At 62.4% G+C, this 15,174-nt stretch carries 13 protein-coding genes and 1 pseudogene; 7 read left to right on the top strand and 7 right to left on the bottom strand.

The features are described 5' to 3' along the window. Positions 1 to 131: 131 nt before the first annotated feature. Positions 132 to 1,772: a chaperonin GroEL gene (gene groL / locus B0G83_RS10780; RefSeq protein WP_105507416.1), complete on the bottom strand. Its 1,641-nt coding sequence runs from the start codon at positions 1,770 to 1,772 to the stop codon at positions 132 to 134. Positions 1,773 to 1,833: 61 nt separating this feature from the next. Next, the gene (gene groES, locus B0G83_RS10775; protein ID WP_007178996.1) at positions 1,834 to 2,124 is read right to left on the bottom strand and encodes a co-chaperone GroES; all 291 of its coding nucleotides are present in this window, start codon (positions 2,122 to 2,124) and stop codon (positions 1,834 to 1,836) included. A gap of 410 nt (positions 2,125 to 2,534) precedes the next feature. Here groES and B0G83_RS10770 point away from each other — a divergent pair, with 410 nt between their 5' ends. The 3 genes from B0G83_RS10770 (at position 2,535) to B0G83_RS10760 (ending at position 4,493) form a co-directional block, all read left to right on the top strand. Continuing rightward, complete coding sequence (locus B0G83_RS10770; RefSeq protein ID WP_105507415.1) at positions 2,535 to 3,287, top strand: GntR family transcriptional regulator; 753 nt, start codon at positions 2,535 to 2,537, stop codon at positions 3,285 to 3,287. Between the two features lie 64 nt (positions 3,288 to 3,351). Further along, positions 3,352 to 4,155 (top strand): sulfite exporter TauE/SafE family protein, encoded by an 804-nt coding sequence (locus B0G83_RS10765; RefSeq protein WP_105507688.1) that lies wholly within the window; start codon positions 3,352 to 3,354, stop codon positions 4,153 to 4,155. Beyond that, the gene (locus B0G83_RS10760) at positions 4,152 to 4,493 is read left to right on the top strand and encodes a DUF1634 domain-containing protein (protein ID WP_105507414.1); all 342 of its coding nucleotides are present in this window, start codon (positions 4,152 to 4,154) and stop codon (positions 4,491 to 4,493) included. Before B0G83_RS10765 ends, B0G83_RS10760 begins: the two co-directional genes overlap by 4 nt. Positions 4,494 to 4,505: 12 nt before the next feature. On the opposite strand, the gene B0G83_RS10755 is transcribed toward B0G83_RS10760, so the two are convergent. Next, entirely contained in the window at positions 4,506 to 5,804 is a 1,299-nt protein-coding gene (locus tag B0G83_RS10755; RefSeq protein ID WP_105507413.1) for an HD domain-containing protein, read from the bottom strand. Positions 5,805 to 5,979: 175 nt separating this feature from the next. Beyond that, positions 5,980 to 6,255, bottom strand: a pseudogene (locus B0G83_RS10750) (hypothetical protein); the annotation flags it as partial. Between the two features lie 132 nt (positions 6,256 to 6,387). Here B0G83_RS10750 and metE point away from each other — a divergent pair. Beyond that, complete coding sequence (metE, locus tag B0G83_RS10745) at positions 6,388 to 8,679, top strand: 5-methyltetrahydropteroyltriglutamate--homocysteine S-methyltransferase (RefSeq protein WP_105507412.1); 2,292 nt, start codon at positions 6,388 to 6,390, stop codon at positions 8,677 to 8,679. A gap of 82 nt (positions 8,680 to 8,761) precedes the next feature. Here metE and msrA read toward each other — a convergent pair whose 3' ends face one another. Both msrA and B0G83_RS10735 read right to left on the bottom strand, forming a co-directional pair. Further along, on the bottom strand, positions 8,762 to 9,436 hold the full coding sequence (gene msrA, locus B0G83_RS10740; RefSeq protein WP_258167872.1) for a peptide-methionine (S)-S-oxide reductase MsrA: 675 nt from the start codon (positions 9,434 to 9,436) through the stop codon (positions 8,762 to 8,764). Between the two features lie 119 nt (positions 9,437 to 9,555). After that, positions 9,556 to 11,451: a cytochrome c biogenesis protein DipZ gene (locus B0G83_RS10735; RefSeq protein ID WP_105507410.1), complete on the bottom strand. Its 1,896-nt coding sequence runs from the start codon at positions 11,449 to 11,451 to the stop codon at positions 9,556 to 9,558. Between the two features lie 251 nt (positions 11,452 to 11,702). On the opposite strand from B0G83_RS10735, the gene B0G83_RS10730 reads away from it, so the two are divergent. Together B0G83_RS10730 and B0G83_RS10725 are read left to right on the top strand one after the other, a co-directional pair. Beyond that, positions 11,703 to 12,449, top strand: a complete 747-nt coding sequence (locus tag B0G83_RS10730) for a response regulator transcription factor (RefSeq protein ID WP_105507409.1) — start codon at positions 11,703 to 11,705, stop codon at positions 12,447 to 12,449. Next, positions 12,446 to 13,936, top strand: a complete 1,491-nt coding sequence (locus tag B0G83_RS10725; protein WP_105507408.1) for a HAMP domain-containing sensor histidine kinase — start codon at positions 12,446 to 12,448, stop codon at positions 13,934 to 13,936. The genes B0G83_RS10730 and B0G83_RS10725 overlap by 4 nt, the downstream gene beginning before the upstream one ends. A 58-nt stretch (positions 13,937 to 13,994) precedes the next feature. Here B0G83_RS10725 and B0G83_RS10720 read toward each other — a convergent pair whose 3' ends face one another. Next, entirely contained in the window at positions 13,995 to 14,654 is a 660-nt protein-coding gene (locus B0G83_RS10720) for a M24 family metallopeptidase (RefSeq protein WP_105507407.1), read from the bottom strand. A gap of 123 nt (positions 14,655 to 14,777) precedes the next feature. On the opposite strand from B0G83_RS10720, the gene B0G83_RS10715 reads away from it, so the two are divergent. Further along, complete coding sequence (locus B0G83_RS10715) at positions 14,778 to 15,146, top strand: gamma-glutamylcyclotransferase family protein (RefSeq protein ID WP_105507406.1); 369 nt, start codon at positions 14,778 to 14,780, stop codon at positions 15,144 to 15,146. The last annotated feature ends 28 nt before the right edge of the window (positions 15,147 to 15,174 follow it).

Here is a 15,174-nt window from a genome sequence, read left to right as displayed (position 1 = left end):
CGAGCCCGCCTTCTTCCCTCGCCCCAAAAGCAAAAACCCGCGTTTCCGCGGGTTTTTGCTTTTGGGAAGCACGCCTCGCAGCGTGCCTCCCCATGTCTTCCAACCGAGCCTCTGACGAGGCCCAATCGAAATTACATGTCCATGCCCATGCCGCCCATGCCGCCGGGCATACCGCCGCCCATCGGAGCATCTTCCTTCGGCAGTTCGCAAACAGCTGCGTCGGTCGTCAGCAGGAGACCTGCCACCGATGCCGCGTTTTGCAGAGCCGTGCGCGTGACCTTCGTCGGGTCCACGACACCTGCGTCAACCAGGTCGACGTACTCGCCGGTTGCTGCGTTGTAGCCGTAGTTGCCCGTACCAGCTGCAACAGCTGCCACCACGACGCTGGCTTCTTCGCCACCGTTGGTGACGATCTGACGCAGCGGCTCTTCCATGGCGCGCAGGACGATCTTGATACCTGCGTCCTGATCGGCGTTAGCGCCCTTCAGGCCAGCGATAGCCGTGCGAGCGCGGATCAGCGCAACACCGCCGCCAGCGACGATGCCTTCTTCCACCGCTGCGCGCGTTGCGTGCAGTGCGTCTTCGACACGTGCCTTCTTTTCCTTCATTTCGACTTCGGTCGCAGCGCCGACCTTGATCACTGCAACACCGCCTGCCAGCTTGGCAACGCGCTCTTGCAGCTTTTCACGGTCGTAGTCCGACGTTGCTTCTTCGATTTGCGTGCGAACTTGCTTCACGCGCGCTTCGATGTTTGCCGCTTCGCCAGCGCCGTCGATGATCGTCGTGTTTTCCTTGCCCACTTCGATACGCTTCGCCTGGCCCAGTTCAGCCAGCGTTGCCTTTTCGAGCGTCAGGCCGGTTTCTTCAGCGATGACTTGACCACCGGTCAAGATCGCGATGTCTTCCAGCATGGCCTTACGGCGATCGCCGAAGCCCGGTGCCTTGACAGCAACCGTCTTCAGAATGCCGCGGATGTTGTTGACCACCAGCGTGGCGAGTGCTTCGCCTTCGACGTCTTCTGCGATGATCAGCAGCGGACGGCCAGCCTTGGCGACTTGTTCCAGGACCGGGAGAAGGTCACGAATGTTCGAGACCTTCTTGTCGTGCAGCAGCACGAACGGGTTGTCCAGAACGGCGACTTGCTTGTCCGGGTTGTTGATGAAGTACGGCGACAGGTAGCCGCGGTCGAATTGCATACCTTCGACAACGTCCAGCTCGTCTTGCAGCGACTTGCCGTCTTCGACGGTGATCACGCCTTCCTTGCCGACCTTGTCCATTGCTTCAGCGATACGATCGCCGATCGACGAGTCGCTGTTAGCCGAGATCGAGCCGACTTGCGCGATTTCCTTGTTCGTCGTGCACGGCTTGCTGATCTTGCGCAGTTCTTCGATTGCGGCTGCGACAGCCTTGTCGATACCGCGCTTCAGATCCATCGGGTTCATGCCCGATGCAACGTACTTCATGCCTTCGCGGACGATCGACTGAGCCAGAACCGTTGCGGTCGTGGTGCCGTCACCTGCGTTGTCGCTGGTCTTGGAAGCCACTTCCTTGACCATTTGCGCGCCCATGTTCTGGAGCTTGTCTTTCAGTTCGATCTCTTTCGCGACCGAGACACCATCTTTCGTGACCGTCGGGCCGCCGAAGCTGCGTTCCAGGACCACATTGCGGCCCTTCGGACCCAGCGTGACCTTCACAGCGTTCGCGAGGATGTTCACGCCTTCAACCATCTTGGCACGGGCGGAATCACCGAATACGACGTCTTTAGCTGCCATCTTCTAACTCCTTGAATTCTTTGGGATATGACTTATGACCGGGAAAAGTAGCGACCTGCGCTTACTTCTGCACCACGGCCATGATGTCTTCTTCGCGCATCACGAGCAGTTCGTTGCCGTCGACCTTGACGGTCTGGCCTGCGTACTTGCCGAACAGGACGCGGTCGCCGACCTTCACGTCGAGCGCGATTTGTGCGCCCTTGTCGTCACGCTTGCCCGGGCCGACTGCCAGAATTTCGCCTTGATCCGGCTTTTCTGCTGCGGCTTCGGGGATCACGATGCCCGACGCGGTCTTGGTTTCTTGATCCAGACGTTTGACGATCACGCGATCATGCAAAGGACGAAGGTTCATACATACTCCTCTCTTGATTGAGACTGAAGAACGCTGAGAAAACCCGGCTGGCGGAGCCAACCGGCGATGTTGTTAGCACTCTCGTGCAGCGAGTGCTAATTATATGGACGGGTGGTGACAAATTCAAGAAGGGATATAGCGCAGGGGATGCCGGAACTCGCTTCAGCGTGCATCGCGACGAGGGCGCAAGATCGAGACAGCGAACATTTACCCTAACAAACAATGGCTTATCGAATAAGTCACTGCGCTGCTGGGTCGCACACGCCAGTCCGACCCAGGGTCGCTCCTGGCGGCAGCGGCCTTTTGAATCCGGCAATAACGCTCGCGGAGTTCGAAAACATGATGCCAGTTGATCCGCCATTCAGGCAAACGCGTTTGACATAGGGACATCATTACGTCACTATGTCGTCATGCTCTCCGATGACAATCATTCCCTTCCGCTCTATGCCAAGGTCGAGGCCGTGCTTGCATCGAGCATTGCCGACGGCAGCCTGCCGCCCGGCAGTCAGCTTCCTCCGGAAGATAGCCTGATCCAGCGCTTCGACGTTAGCCGCACGACGGTTCGCAAGGCGATCCAGAACCTGGCAACGCGCGGGCTGATTGAAATCCGCCGCGGCAAGGGCACCTTCGTCGCCCAGCCCAGGATCACCCAGGAATTGACCGAACTCAGCGGTTTCGTCGAGGACATGCAGGCGCTTGGACGAACACCTACCGCTCGCCTGATCGACAAGCGGGTCGTCGCGGCCGACAGTTCCGTCGCTCGTCACCTTGCGCTTGCGCCCGGTACGCTCGTGGTCAGGATTCAACGCGTTCGTCTCGCCGACGGTGTGCCGACATCGTTCGACGAAACCTATCTGCCGCGCGAGCTTGGCGACAAGGTCGTTACCCACGACCTGTCGGTCGAGCCGATCTTCGCGCTGCTAGAGCAGAAGTACGGCATGCCGTTGGTGGAGGCTGAGTACCGCCTGGAAGCGGTACTGGCGCAAGAAGACATCGCGGCTGCCTTGGGTATCGACGCGGGCAGTCCGATCTTTCTGGTCGAGCGAACCGCCTATTCCGCGGATGCCCGGCCAGTCGACTACGAAAAACTCTATTACCGCGGCGACATGGTCCGCTTTGTAACCCGTCTGGCCCGGCGAAGAACGAACACAACGGAGGTCTGACGTGCACCCTGATTTCGGCTTGTGGCTGTTCGCCGTGTCGGTGGGTGCCAGCGCGCTTGGCGGCATGCTTGGCATGGCGAGCGGCATCTTCATCGTGCCGATCCTGACGACGTTCGGCGGCATCGACATTCATACCGCCATCGGCGCGAGCATCGTCTCGGTGATCGCCTGCTCGTGCGGCAGCGCTGCGTCCTTCCTGAAAGGCAGCCTGACCAACGTGCGGCTGGCGGTCGTGCTGGAAACGGCGACCACGTTGGGCGCACTGACCGGTGTTTTTCTGGTCGGCATTGTTCCGGCATCCTATCTATATTTTCTGTTTGCAGCTGTACTTGTCGTCTCCGCCAGGCAGATGATGGCACGACGCGTGGACCCAGTCGGCACGGTCAACAAGAATGCAGGTGGCACTGGTTGGGCCAATACGTTGAAACTACATGGAAGCTATCCCGACCGCGCGCTTGGGCGTGAGGTGGCCTACCAGGTGCAGCGTGTGCCGATGGGCATGACGCTGATGTACGGCGCGGGTCTCATCTCGGCCCTGCTCGGTATAGGCAGCGGGGTGCTCAAGATTCCGGCCATGGACACCGCCCTGCGTCTGCCGATCAAGGTGTCGTCCGCCACGTCCAATTTCATGATCGGGGTGACGGCGGCCGCCAGTGCGGGGGCCTATTTCATGCGCGGCGACATCGTCCCGTCCATCGCGGGCCCGGTCGTGCTGGGTTCGGTTGCAGGTTCGGTGCTAGGCGCACGCATCCTCATGCGGGTATCCAGCGAGAAGCTCCGCGTATTGTTTGTCGCCGTACTCGTCGCACTCGCCGCGTTGATGCTTCTTACCGCTTTCGGCTTCCACCTTTTTGGAGATCCGGCATGAACACCGCCGCGCTGGAAACAAAACGGCTCGAAGGCATGCTCGCCAGCCTGTTCCACCATGGCACCTGGTTCTCGTCGGCGGTGATTACCGTGGGACTCGCGCTGAAACTGATGGATGGTCATCTGGCCGCAACGGCTTCACGGTTGCCGTCAGGCACTAGCGTCGTGACGGCCGGCATTGCACTATTTATCATGCTGCCTGTACTACGCCTGGCGATGATGCTGTTTATCTTCCTGCGAGAACGCGACTACATGTTCAGCGCGATCACGGCCACCGTGCTAACCATTATTGTCCTCGGCACGGTGCTCGGACTGTATTGGCCCATACACGGCGCGTGAGCGGTTTTGGCGCTATCTATCGTGGCGCGCCGAGGTCGAGTTTTTATTTGCACCCAACTCGCACGGAGTCTGGAACATCTCACCCGCAATCGCCCCGGCCCGCGCGACCGCATCGGCCGGGACGAACACATAAAACCGCCAGAGATCCGCATACCGGTCCTGCAACGCACCGATCTCCGCGAACGCGCCGCTGCCGGCGTCGTTCAGCAACTCCAGCCCGCGACTGGTTTCAACCGGCACGGCGGCTTCCTTCATCGCGGAAAGCGCGGGACAGTACAAGACCACATCCGCGAACGGCAGGCCTAACTTGTCCGCCAGTTCTTTTTCCACTGCCGCGCGCTGCGCACGCGACACATGGTAGCGGCTCACCCACTCCTTGCGCAGTTCCAGCGGCACGCTGCGCCCCGACACCACGTAGCCGCGCTTGAGCAGATCGCGATTCAGCGTGCGCCGGGCAAGCGCGGCAGCGTCCGCGATGCCACACCGCGCGAGACGATCCAGCAGTGTCCAGTCGTTGAGTTCGAGCAAATCGCTTTCGGCCAGCACGCCGTGATCGAGCGCGATCTCCACCGACTTCGAAATCATCGCGCCCGCGACCACTTTGGTGTGGTGATAGTAGACGCGCTCGGTGAGGTAATACCGCAGTCGCAACACGCCAATGATTTCGGAGCGCGCGTCCGGCCGGTCCATGCCATGTCGGGCGAGCCGGATCACCAACCGGTCGGCGTGCTCGGCGAAGCAGCGGAAAATCCGGTCGTCGTAATTCTGCGAAAGGCCAGCGAAGAAACTGTCGCGCCGCAGATAGTCGAGAAGATCGGCGTCGATGCTGCCCGACACAATGTCTTGCGCCCAGCGCGGCACGCTTTCCGGCGACGACAAACCAAGCAGCCCGCCCACCACATCGCGAATACCGAGGCGACTTAACGCCGCGCCAAGTTCTCCGGCAAACATGTCCGCGAGACGCGACCCTTTGTCGTGCCGCGCGAACAACCGACGCTCGTCTTCGAGCGTGTGACCGAACGGCACGTGCGTGACATCGTGAAGCAAGGCCGCGACGCCGATCGCGTCTTCCAGTTCGGCGGAGATGGAAAGCCCTGAGCGCCGCAAGCTCTCGACGATTTGATGCGCGACCGCGCAGACGCCGATCGAGTGATCGAAACGCGTATGCAGCGCGCCCGGATAGACGAGGTGCGCGGTGCCCAGTTGCTTGATACCGCGCAGCCGTTGCATGACCGGCAGGTCGACGACCGCGGTCTCGAGACGGCTCAGTTCGATATCGCCATGGATAGGATCGCGCAGCAGCATGGGCATCCGACTTCCGGTTAGCTAGACGACGAAGCCGGATCGACATCCGACAGAGCCGATGCCGAAATCGACGCCGAAGCCGCTTCCATGACTTCGCCAACGCATGGCGCGCAGCACGAAGGGGGCAGGACTTTTCTATGTGCGTTAGGCAAGCCGAGCGGCTTGCGATCCAGAGACTGCGTCATGGTATTTCCTCCTGGTCATTCAAGGCCGTTTCCGGCTTGCGCGCCAGATCGACAAAAGCCTTCAGATAGTCGACTTCGATATCGGTTTCCCGCGCGCCAAGAAAAATCTGCCTGGCGATGCCCTTGCGCCCCAGCCGCGCCAGCCGCGCCAGCCGCACCGGCACGAGGTTCATCGAGCCCGCATACGCTTCAACCAGCCAGCGCGGCAACGTGGCGACGCCGCGGCCGCTCGCCACCCTCTGCAACATGATATCGGTGGTTTCGATCGCCTTGTCTCAAGCACGGCCATACATGAACAAAGCTAATGGTTCGTTGAATTATCACCATTTTACTTCATGAACGACCGCCTATAGGATCCACGCATCCGGAATGACATCTGCAACTGACCGAACCGAGGCGACACGATGGCAACGACACACAATCTGGGCTTTCCCCGTATCGGCGCAAAGCGCGAGTTGAAATTCGCGCTCGAATCCTACTGGAAGGGCGAGTCATCGCTCGACGATCTGAAGGCGCTGGGCGCGCAATTGCGTCAGCGTCACTGGGCGCATCAGGCCGACCTCGGCCTCGCCGCCGCCGGCGATTTCGCGTTCTACGACCAGGTGCTGGACATGAGCTTCACGCTGGGCAACTTGCCTGAGCGCGTGCAAGGTTTCCACGGCGATGCGCTGGACAACGCCTTCCGCGTCGCCCGTGGCCGTTCGGCCAAGGGCGCCGAAGACCACAGCGCGTGCTGCGGCGGCGTCGCGGCCGGCGAGATGACGAAGTGGTTCGACACCAACTATCACTTCATCGTCCCCGAATTCAACGCGAGCACCGAATTCAAGCTCGATCCGTCGCGTCTGCTGGACCAGCTCGCCGAAGCGCGAGCGCAAAACGTCAAGGTCAAGCCGGTGATCGTCGGCCCGGTGACATATCTGGCGCTCGGCAAGGCCAAGGACGACTCCGACAAGCTGGCTCTGCTGCCGCGCCTGCTGCCGGTCTACGCCGAACTGCTGGCCGCGCTGGCCGCGCAAGGCGTCGAATGGGTGCAGATCGACGAACCGATCCTGGTGACCGAACTGTCCGCCGAATGGCAACAGGCTGTCGTCACCGCCTACCAGGCGCTCGCCAACGGCAAGGTCAAGCTGCTGCTGGCCACCTACTTCGGCCAGTTGCTCGGCAACCTGCCGCTCGTCTGCCAGCTGCCGGTGCAAGGCCTGCATCTGGATGCGATCAATGCACGCGCCGAAGTCGGCGCCGTGATGGCGCAATTGCCGCAAGACCGCGTGCTGTCGCTGGGCGTGATCAACGGCCGCAACATCTGGAAGACCGATCTGACGAGCGTGCTCGACTGGCTCGAACCGGTCGCCGGGCAACTGGGCGAGCGCCTGTGGATCGCGCCGTCGTGCTCGCTGCTGCATGTGCCGGTGGATCTGGAAAGCGAACAGAAGCTGGATGCCGAAATCCGCTCGTGGCTCGCCTTCGCGCTGCAAAAACTGGATGAACTGAAGGTGCTAGCCATCGCGTTGAATCGAGGCCGCGACGCAGTCAAGGCTGAGCTCGCCGCGAATAGCGCCGCCATCGCCGCACGCCGAACCTCGCCGCGCGTCAACAACCCCGCCGTCAAGGCAGCGCTCGCCAGCATCAACCCGGCTCTCGGCCGACGCAAGAACCCTTACCCGGCGCGTGCCGATAAGCAGGCCGCGCTGCTGAAGCTGCCGGCGTATCCGACCACGACGATCGGCTCGTTCCCGCAGACCGGCGAAATCCGCCAGGCGCGCAGCCAGTTCAAGAGCGGCGCGCTCGACGAAGCCGGCTACAAGACCGCGATGCGCGCCGAGATCGAACGCAGTGTGCGCGAGCAGGAAGCCTTGGGCCTCGACGTGCTGGTGCATGGCGAAGCCGAGCGTAACGACATGGTCGAATACTTCGGCGAACAGCTCGACGGCTACGCGTTCAGCCAGTTCGGCTGGGTGCAGTCGTACGGCTCGCGTTGCGTGAAGCCGCCTATCCTGTTCGGCGACATCAGCCGTCCGAAGGCGATGACGGTCGACTGGATCCAGTACGCGCAATCGCTCACCAGCAAGCCGATGAAGGGCATGCTGACCGGCCCGGTCACGATCCTGAACTGGTCGTTCGTGCGTGACGATCAGCCGCGTTCGGTGTCGTGCTACCAGCTCGCGCTGGCGATCCGCGAAGAAGTGATCGACCTCGAAAAGGCCGGCGTGCGCGTCATCCAGATCGACGAAGCCGCCTTGCGCGAAGGCTTGCCGCTGCGCAAGGCACAGTGGAAGGAATACCTCGACTGGGCGGTTGAATCGTTCCGTATCACGGCGAACGGCGTGGACGACGAAACGCAGATCCACACCCATATGTGTTATTCGGAGTTCAACGACATCATCGCGTCGATCGCCGACATGGACGCCGACGTGATCACGATCGAGACCTCGCGCTCGGACATGGAGCTGCTCGACGCATTCGACAACTTCAACTATCCGAACGAAATCGGCCCGGGCGTGTACGACATTCATTCGCCGAACATCCCGACCCAGGCGCACATCGTGCAACTGATGAAGAAGGCCGCTGAGCGCATTCCGGCGCAACGGCTGTGGGTGAATCCGGACTGCGGTCTGAAGACGCGTCAATGGGAAGAAGTGATCCCGGCGCTGACCAACATGGTGGCGGCCGCCAAGACACTGCGCGCCGCTTCGTAAGCCACGTCAGCCATCCGCTCCGTCAGTTGCGCGCTGGCCTCGAGCCGGCGCGCAACGTCATGCGTCGCTCGTAGTGCCCGCCTTACGCACCCACCTTCAACAACACCGGATCGTTGCGATACAGATCCGGAAAGAGCTTCTTCAACGCCGTCACCTTCGGCATATCGTTGATCGCGATATACGGGTAATCCGGATGCAGCGCGAGGAAATTCTGGTGATAGTTCTCCGCCGGATAGAAACCCTTGAAGTCTTCCACACGGGTCACGACCGGACCTGAAAACACATGCGCTTTGTCCAGCTGCGCGATATAGGCCTGCGCGACGCCGCGTTGCTGCGCGTCGGCGGGGAAAATCGCCGAACGATACTGCGTGCCGTGATCGGGGCCCTGATAATTCAGCTCGGTCGGATCGTGCGCGACCGAAAAGAAAATCTGCAGCAGACGGCCATAGCTGATCTGCGTCGGGTCGTAGGTGATCTGCACGGACTCCGCGTGCCCGGTGTCGCCCTCGCTGACGGTTTCGTATTGCGCCGTGCCGGCCGCGCCGCCGGTGTAACCCGACGCCACCTGCTTCACGCCGCGCACGTGTTCGAACACGCCCTGCACGCCCCAGAAGCAACCGCCTGCGAACACCGCGGTTTCGCTATGCGCGGCGCCGGCCTTTTCGTCCTGTACGGGTGCCGGAATTTTAGTCACCGGTTCGGCGGAATGCGCGACGTGTTGCACCGCGAACACGCTCCCCACCAACGCGGCGCACATCGCCAGTGCGCTCAACGGCGAGCGCTTGCGCGACAAGGACGGCGACTGACTGCTCGATTTCGTATGCATGATGTCCAGCCTTCAAGGAATGAAAGATTGATTAACGCCGTCCGGCCCGCTTAGCCGAATGTGAATGCAAACGCCTGCACGCCCGGATCCAGAAACTCGATCGTGAACGTGTGATCCGCGACGTCGCCGCTCTGCCGCACGAGTTGATAAAGACGCTGTTCGGTCACGGTGCCGCTGCCGTCGGCGGCGACATCGCTGCCATGTGCCGCGCCCGGCGCCGCGCCATCCACGCTCACGCGAAAGCGCACCGGCTTGCCGTCCGCACCCGGGCCGAGTACGAGGTGCAGATCGCGGGCATGGAAACGGTAGATGATCCGTCCCGAAGGTGCGGCAAGCGTCGCGTGTTCGGCGCCGACCTTCCATGCGCCGGCCAGTCCCCACTCGTTGACGTCAGGTGCGGTCGGGGCAGCGTACGTATGCACCTTGTCTTCGGCCGCGCCGCCCGGCGACGCGAAATTCTCAGCGCGCTCATAGCCGATGTACGTCTCCGGCGACTGCATGTCGGCGTTGTCGGCTGCTGCCTGCACGCCTTGCGCGCGGTTGCCGGGGATCCCGAGCGCGACCTTCGACACGTTCGCGTGACCCGCCTCGGTGAGCAGTTGCTGGATCACCTTTTCCGATTCGGCATAGTCGCCTTCACCGAAGTGGTGATAGCGGATCTGCCCTTTCGCATCGACGAAATAGTGCGCCGGCCAGTACTGGTTGTTCAGCGAGCGCCAGATCGCGTAGTTGTTGTCGATCGCCACCGGATAGTCGACGCCGAGGTCATGCACGGCTTTCCTGACGTTGTCGACGTTGCGTTCGAACGCGAACTCCGGCGCATGCACGCCGATCACGACCAGCCCCTGATCCTTGTATTTCTGCGCCCAAGCCTTGACGTAAGGCAGCGAACGCAGGCAGTTGATGCACGAGTAGGTCCAGAAGTCGATCAGCACGACCTTGCCGCGCAGATCCTGCACGGTCAGCGGCGGCGAATTCAGCCATTGGACCGCGCCGTTCAACGTCGGCAGCACGCCCTCCACGGGCAAGGCGGTGGCGACGGACGGCGCCACCACGGCGCGCATCATCCCGCCGCCGTTGGCGTCGGTGGACGCGTCGGCGGACGCGTTGGAGGCCGCTGCGTTGGCCGTCATCACGGGCCCGTTGCCTTGCGCGTCGGCGTTCGTGGTATTAGCGGCATTGCTCGCGTTATCGGCCGCTACCGGCTGACCCGGCTTTGCGGTCGGCGAAAATTTATCCACCAGCTTCTGCTCAAGCCCGCTGGTCGCCACCGTCGACACCCGCGCCAGCACCCCGGTATCGAGGCCGAAAGCAATCGCCACCACCCCGCCCAGCATCGCCACGCCAATCCCGCGGCGAATCCACTCGCCGGCGCCCAGCGAGCGCTTCATCGCCGTGAACACCCGGCCGCCGATCAGCAAGGCCACCGCCAGCGACGTCGCCGCGCCGGCCGCATAAGCCACCAGCAGCAACGTGGTGCCGACGCTCGCGCCGCGCAAGGCCGCGCCGGTCAGTACCAGACCGAGAATCGGACCCGCGCACGGCGCCCACAGCAAGCCGGTCGCAATCCCCAGCAGGAACGACGACCCCGCCCGCACCTGCTGGCCGTCGGCCTGCGCGAAGTTCGACAGGCGATTGCCCGCGCTGACCAGCGGCCGCATCAGATGATCGGCGAAGCGCGGGAACAGCAGCGTCAGGCCGAACACACCGAGCAGCACGATAGCGACCCAGCGGCCATACTGGTTGGCCTGCGTGACCCAGCCGCCACCTACCGCGGCGAGCGTTGCGACCAGCGCGAAAGTCAGCGCCATGCCGGCGAGCAAAGGCAGGCCGCTGCGCACGAACGGCTGATCGGCGCGCGCGAACACGAACGGCAGCACCGGCAGAATGCACGGGCTGAGGATCGTCAGGGCGCCGCCGAGATAAGCGAGAACGATGAGTAACATGTCGGTTCCGGGCGTGGTTCGTGGATCGTTCAGTTCAGGGGCTCAGGCTGAAACGGTCCGGATTTGAGGAAGATGACGGCATCGTAGTGCGCCAGCGGTGTCGAAGTCCTCACGGAAAGTTAAATTAAATGTGATAACTCGCCGCCCGGAAATTTTGCACAATGGCGCAAACGGCCCGCCTTGCGGCGGCCCTTTCCTTTCCACCCGTCAGGGCACGCCCACTCGGCGTTTCACTAGCCTCCACGAACCCCATGGACCATCCGAAACGCATCCTGATCGTCGAAGACGACGTCGATATCGCCAACGTGCTGAGTCTGCATCTGCGCGACGAACGTTACGAAGTCGTGCATAGCGCGGACGGCAACGAAGGGCTGCGGCTGCTCGAACAAGGCGGCTGGGACGCGCTGATCCTCGATCTGATGCTGCCGGGCGTCGACGGTCTGGAAATTTGCCGGCGCGCCCGCGCGATGACGCGCTACACGCCCATCATCATCACCAGCGCCCGTTCGAGCGAGGTGCACCGGATTCTCGGTCTGGAACTGGGCGCCGACGACTACCTCGCCAAACCGTTCTCGGTGCTCGAACTGGTGGCGCGTGTGAAGGCCTTGCTGCGGCGCGTCGAAGCGATGGCGAAAGATTCGCGCATCGACGCCGGCAGCCTGCAGATTGCCGGCCTGACGATCGATCCGTTGACGCGTGAAGCTCGCGTCGACGGCAAGCCGATCGAATTGACGCCGCGCGAATTCGACCTGCTGTACTACTTCGCGCAGCATCCCGGCAAGGTGTTCTCGCGCATGGATCTGCTCAACGCCGTCTGGGGCTATCAGCACGAGGGTTACGAACACACCGTGAACACCCACATCAACCGGCTGCGCGCCAAGATCGAGGCCGATCCGGCGCAGCCCGAACGCATCATGACGGTGTGGGGCCGCGGCTACAAACTCGCGGCACCGGGCGAGTCGCCCGCGCCCGCACCTTCACGAACGGACACGCCGTGAATCTGACGCTCACCCAACGGCTCGCCATCGTCTTCTCCGCGCTGTTGCTCGCGTGCTGCGGGGCGTCGGCGTGGCTGCAGATCCGCTCGAGCGATCTGCATGAAAAGGAAGTCGTGCAGAGCCTGTCGAAGAGTCTGGCCGACCATATCGCGCACCGCGCCACGCTGATGGACGCGAACGGTTTGCGGCCCGACGCCGTGCGGCAATTGTTCGGTCAGTTGATGGCGGTGAATCCGAGCGTCGAGGTGTATCTGCTCGACAACGCCGGCAATATCAAAGGCGACGACGCGCCCGCCGGCCACGTCAAACGCGAACGGGTCGATCTCACGCCCATCCGGCAATTCATCGCCGGCGACGCGTTACCGATTCTCGGCGACGATCCGCGCAGCCTCGACGGTAGAAAGGTATTCAGCGCGGCGCCGCTGCAATTGAGCGGGCAGCAACCGTCCGGTTATATCTACGTGGTGTTGCTCGGCGAAGAGCACGACGCGCTGGCCGCGCGGGTGGCCGCCAGTTCCGTGTTGCGCACTACGTTGTGGTCGATGGCGCTAGTCGCGCTGCTGGGTCTGCTGGCAGGTCTGACGGCGTTCGGTCTGATCACACGGCCACTGCGCCGCCTCACCGACGCGATGCGCCGCTTCGACGCGGACGGCGAGCCGGATACGCAGCCACACGTGCCGCGTTCGTCGCCGGCGGGACGGCGCGACGAAATCGCCGTGCTCGAAGCGACCTTCGCGCAGATGGCGGACCGCATCGGCGAGCAGTGGCGTGCGCTGACACGCCAGGATCAGCAGCGTCGCGAATTGATCGCGAATATTTCGCACGACCTGCGCACGCCGCTGACTTCGCTGCATGGCTATCTGGAGACGCTATCGCTGAAGGCCGACGCGCTCGGCGAGACGGAGCGCAAACGCTATCTGGCAATCGCGCTTGCGCAGAGTGTGAAAGTGGGGCGGCTCGCGCAGTCGTTATTCGAGCTGGCGCGGCTCGAACACGGCAACGTGCAACTCACGCTCGAACAGTTCTCGCTGGTCGATCTGGTGCAGGACGTGTTCCAGAAATTCGAGTTGTCGGCCGAGGCGCGGCAGATCCAGTTACGCGCGGACATTCCCGCGCGCTTGCCGGCGATCTGCGCCGATCTGGGGATGATCGAACGGGTGTTGACGAACCTGCTCGACAACGCGATTCGCCACACGCCCGCGCACGGTAGCGTCGAGGTCGTTCTCGCGTACAAGGACAGCAAGGTAGCGGTCACACTGAGCGATACCGGTCCCGGCATTCCCGTCGAACAGCGCGACGCGCTATTCGAACGGCCGTTCAACGCCGGTGGTGCGCATCAAGGCGGTGGACTCGGTTTGTTGATCGTCAGGCGCATGCTGGAATTGCATCACAGTCGCATCCGGTTGCTCGATCAGCCGGCAACGGGCACGACGTTTTATTTCGAACTGCCCACGGCGGCCAGCGTGCCGACGACGCTCGCAGTCTGACAAAACGTCTCCGTTAGTGCGTTAGTGCATCAGCGCACCATGCGCGGCCGTACACGCTTTAGACCAGCAAATCCTCGTAGAACGCGCCGAACGGGCGCGTCGGATGAGCCAGTTGAATTTCCAGGATCCACAACCCGGCGTCCGGACACTCCGCGAAGTCACCGAGGTTACCGGCCTTGTAAATCGCATGGGGAAAGTCGCAAACGCGGTGCCCTTTGATATCCAGGTTCAACCGCCAGCCGAGCGCCTCGGCGCGCTGCGCCGCAAAATCGTATAGCGCCGCGCCACTCGCGCGCGTCGAACGCCAGTGATGCTCGACTTCGTCGAACAGCGTTTTCGCGGCGTCGGCGCACGCTTTCATTTCCGCATCGTTGCCGACCACGAAGGTCGCGCCCGCGTCGCCTTCGTGACCGTCCCACACCACGCCCAGATCGACGAAGAAAATATCGTCTTCGGCGAGGCGCGGGTCGCCGTCCGAGCCTTCCTTGAACATCTTCAACGTGTTCGCCCCGAAACGCACCAGCACGGGGTGCCAGATCCGGTCCATGCCCAGTTCGCTCAACACGGTCTTGCATTCGGCGGTTGCTTCCGATTCGAGCATGCCAGGCCGCACCCGCTGCGCGAGCTGGTCGACGACCTCCCACGTTCTGCGCTGCGCGTATTTCATCGACTTGAGCACATACTTGCTGCCGACGGCCTGCTTCGCTGATGTGTCCATCCGCTCTCTCCGGTTATATCTTTCCGAATATAGCGAGAGGCCCGCGCGATGTCCACGTTCGTTTTCGTCACGGTAAGATTGCTGTCCTACTTGATGACCGACGTTGCATGACGTCGCACTGCCATGACCTTTTCCGAAAAGCTCTTTTCCTACGGCACGCTGCAACTCGAAGCGGTGCAGTTAGCCACCTTCGGCCGCAAACTCGACGGCGAGGCGGACGACATGCCAGGCTTCTCGTTGACCCTGCTGAAGATCGAAGACGCGAGCGTCGTCGCGACCAGCGGCAAGACGCATCACCCGGTGGTGAGCTACAGCGGCAATCCCACGGACACAGTGAGCGGTACCGTCTTTTCGATCACGCCCGCAGAACTGGCGCATGCGGATGCCTACGAAGTTTCGGACTATCGGCGCGACAAGGTGACGCTGGCGTCGGGTGTGTCGGCGTGGGTTTATGTCGCGAACAATTCACCCCTGCCGCCCGCGGTGAAATGAGCGCGCATTCGGATTCATTCAGCGCGCT

The sequence above is a fragment of the Paraburkholderia sp. BL21I4N1 genome (assembly GCF_002973525.1).
In the GTDB taxonomy this organism is placed as follows: Bacteria; Pseudomonadota; Gammaproteobacteria; order Burkholderiales; family Burkholderiaceae; genus Paraburkholderia.
This window is presented reverse-complemented; position numbering and strand designations above follow the sequence as displayed.

What these genes read in the sequence shown, in the direction of transcription:
- B0G83_RS10735 (WP_105507410.1), bottom strand. Translation starts at nt 11,451, where the DNA reads ATGTTACTCATCGTTCTCGCTTATCTCGGCGGCGCCCTGACGATCCTC.
- B0G83_RS10765 (WP_105507688.1), top strand. Translation starts at nt 3,352, where the DNA reads ATGCTTGGCATGGCGAGCGGCATCTTCATCGTGCCGATCCTGACGACG.
- B0G83_RS10730 (WP_105507409.1), top strand. Translation starts at nt 11,703, where the DNA reads ATGGACCATCCGAAACGCATCCTGATCGTCGAAGACGACGTCGATATC.
- B0G83_RS10720 (WP_105507407.1), bottom strand. Translation starts at nt 14,654, where the DNA reads ATGGACACATCAGCGAAGCAGGCCGTCGGCAGCAAGTATGTGCTCAAG.
- groL (WP_105507416.1), bottom strand. Translation starts at nt 1,772, where the DNA reads ATGGCAGCTAAAGACGTCGTATTCGGTGATTCCGCCCGTGCCAAGATG.
- B0G83_RS10770 (WP_105507415.1), top strand. Translation starts at nt 2,535, where the DNA reads ATGCTCTCCGATGACAATCATTCCCTTCCGCTCTATGCCAAGGTCGAG.
- B0G83_RS10755 (WP_105507413.1), bottom strand. Translation starts at nt 5,804, where the DNA reads ATGCCCATGCTGCTGCGCGATCCTATCCATGGCGATATCGAACTGAGC.
- metE (WP_105507412.1), top strand. Translation starts at nt 6,388, where the DNA reads ATGGCAACGACACACAATCTGGGCTTTCCCCGTATCGGCGCAAAGCGC.
- B0G83_RS10760 (WP_105507414.1), top strand. Translation starts at nt 4,152, where the DNA reads ATGAACACCGCCGCGCTGGAAACAAAACGGCTCGAAGGCATGCTCGCC.
- B0G83_RS10715 (WP_105507406.1), top strand. Translation starts at nt 14,778, where the DNA reads ATGACCTTTTCCGAAAAGCTCTTTTCCTACGGCACGCTGCAACTCGAA.
- msrA (WP_258167872.1), bottom strand. Translation starts at nt 9,436, where the DNA reads ATGTGCGCCGCGTTGGTGGGGAGCGTGTTCGCGGTGCAACACGTCGCG.
- groES (WP_007178996.1), bottom strand. Translation starts at nt 2,124, where the DNA reads ATGAACCTTCGTCCTTTGCATGATCGCGTGATCGTCAAACGTCTGGAT.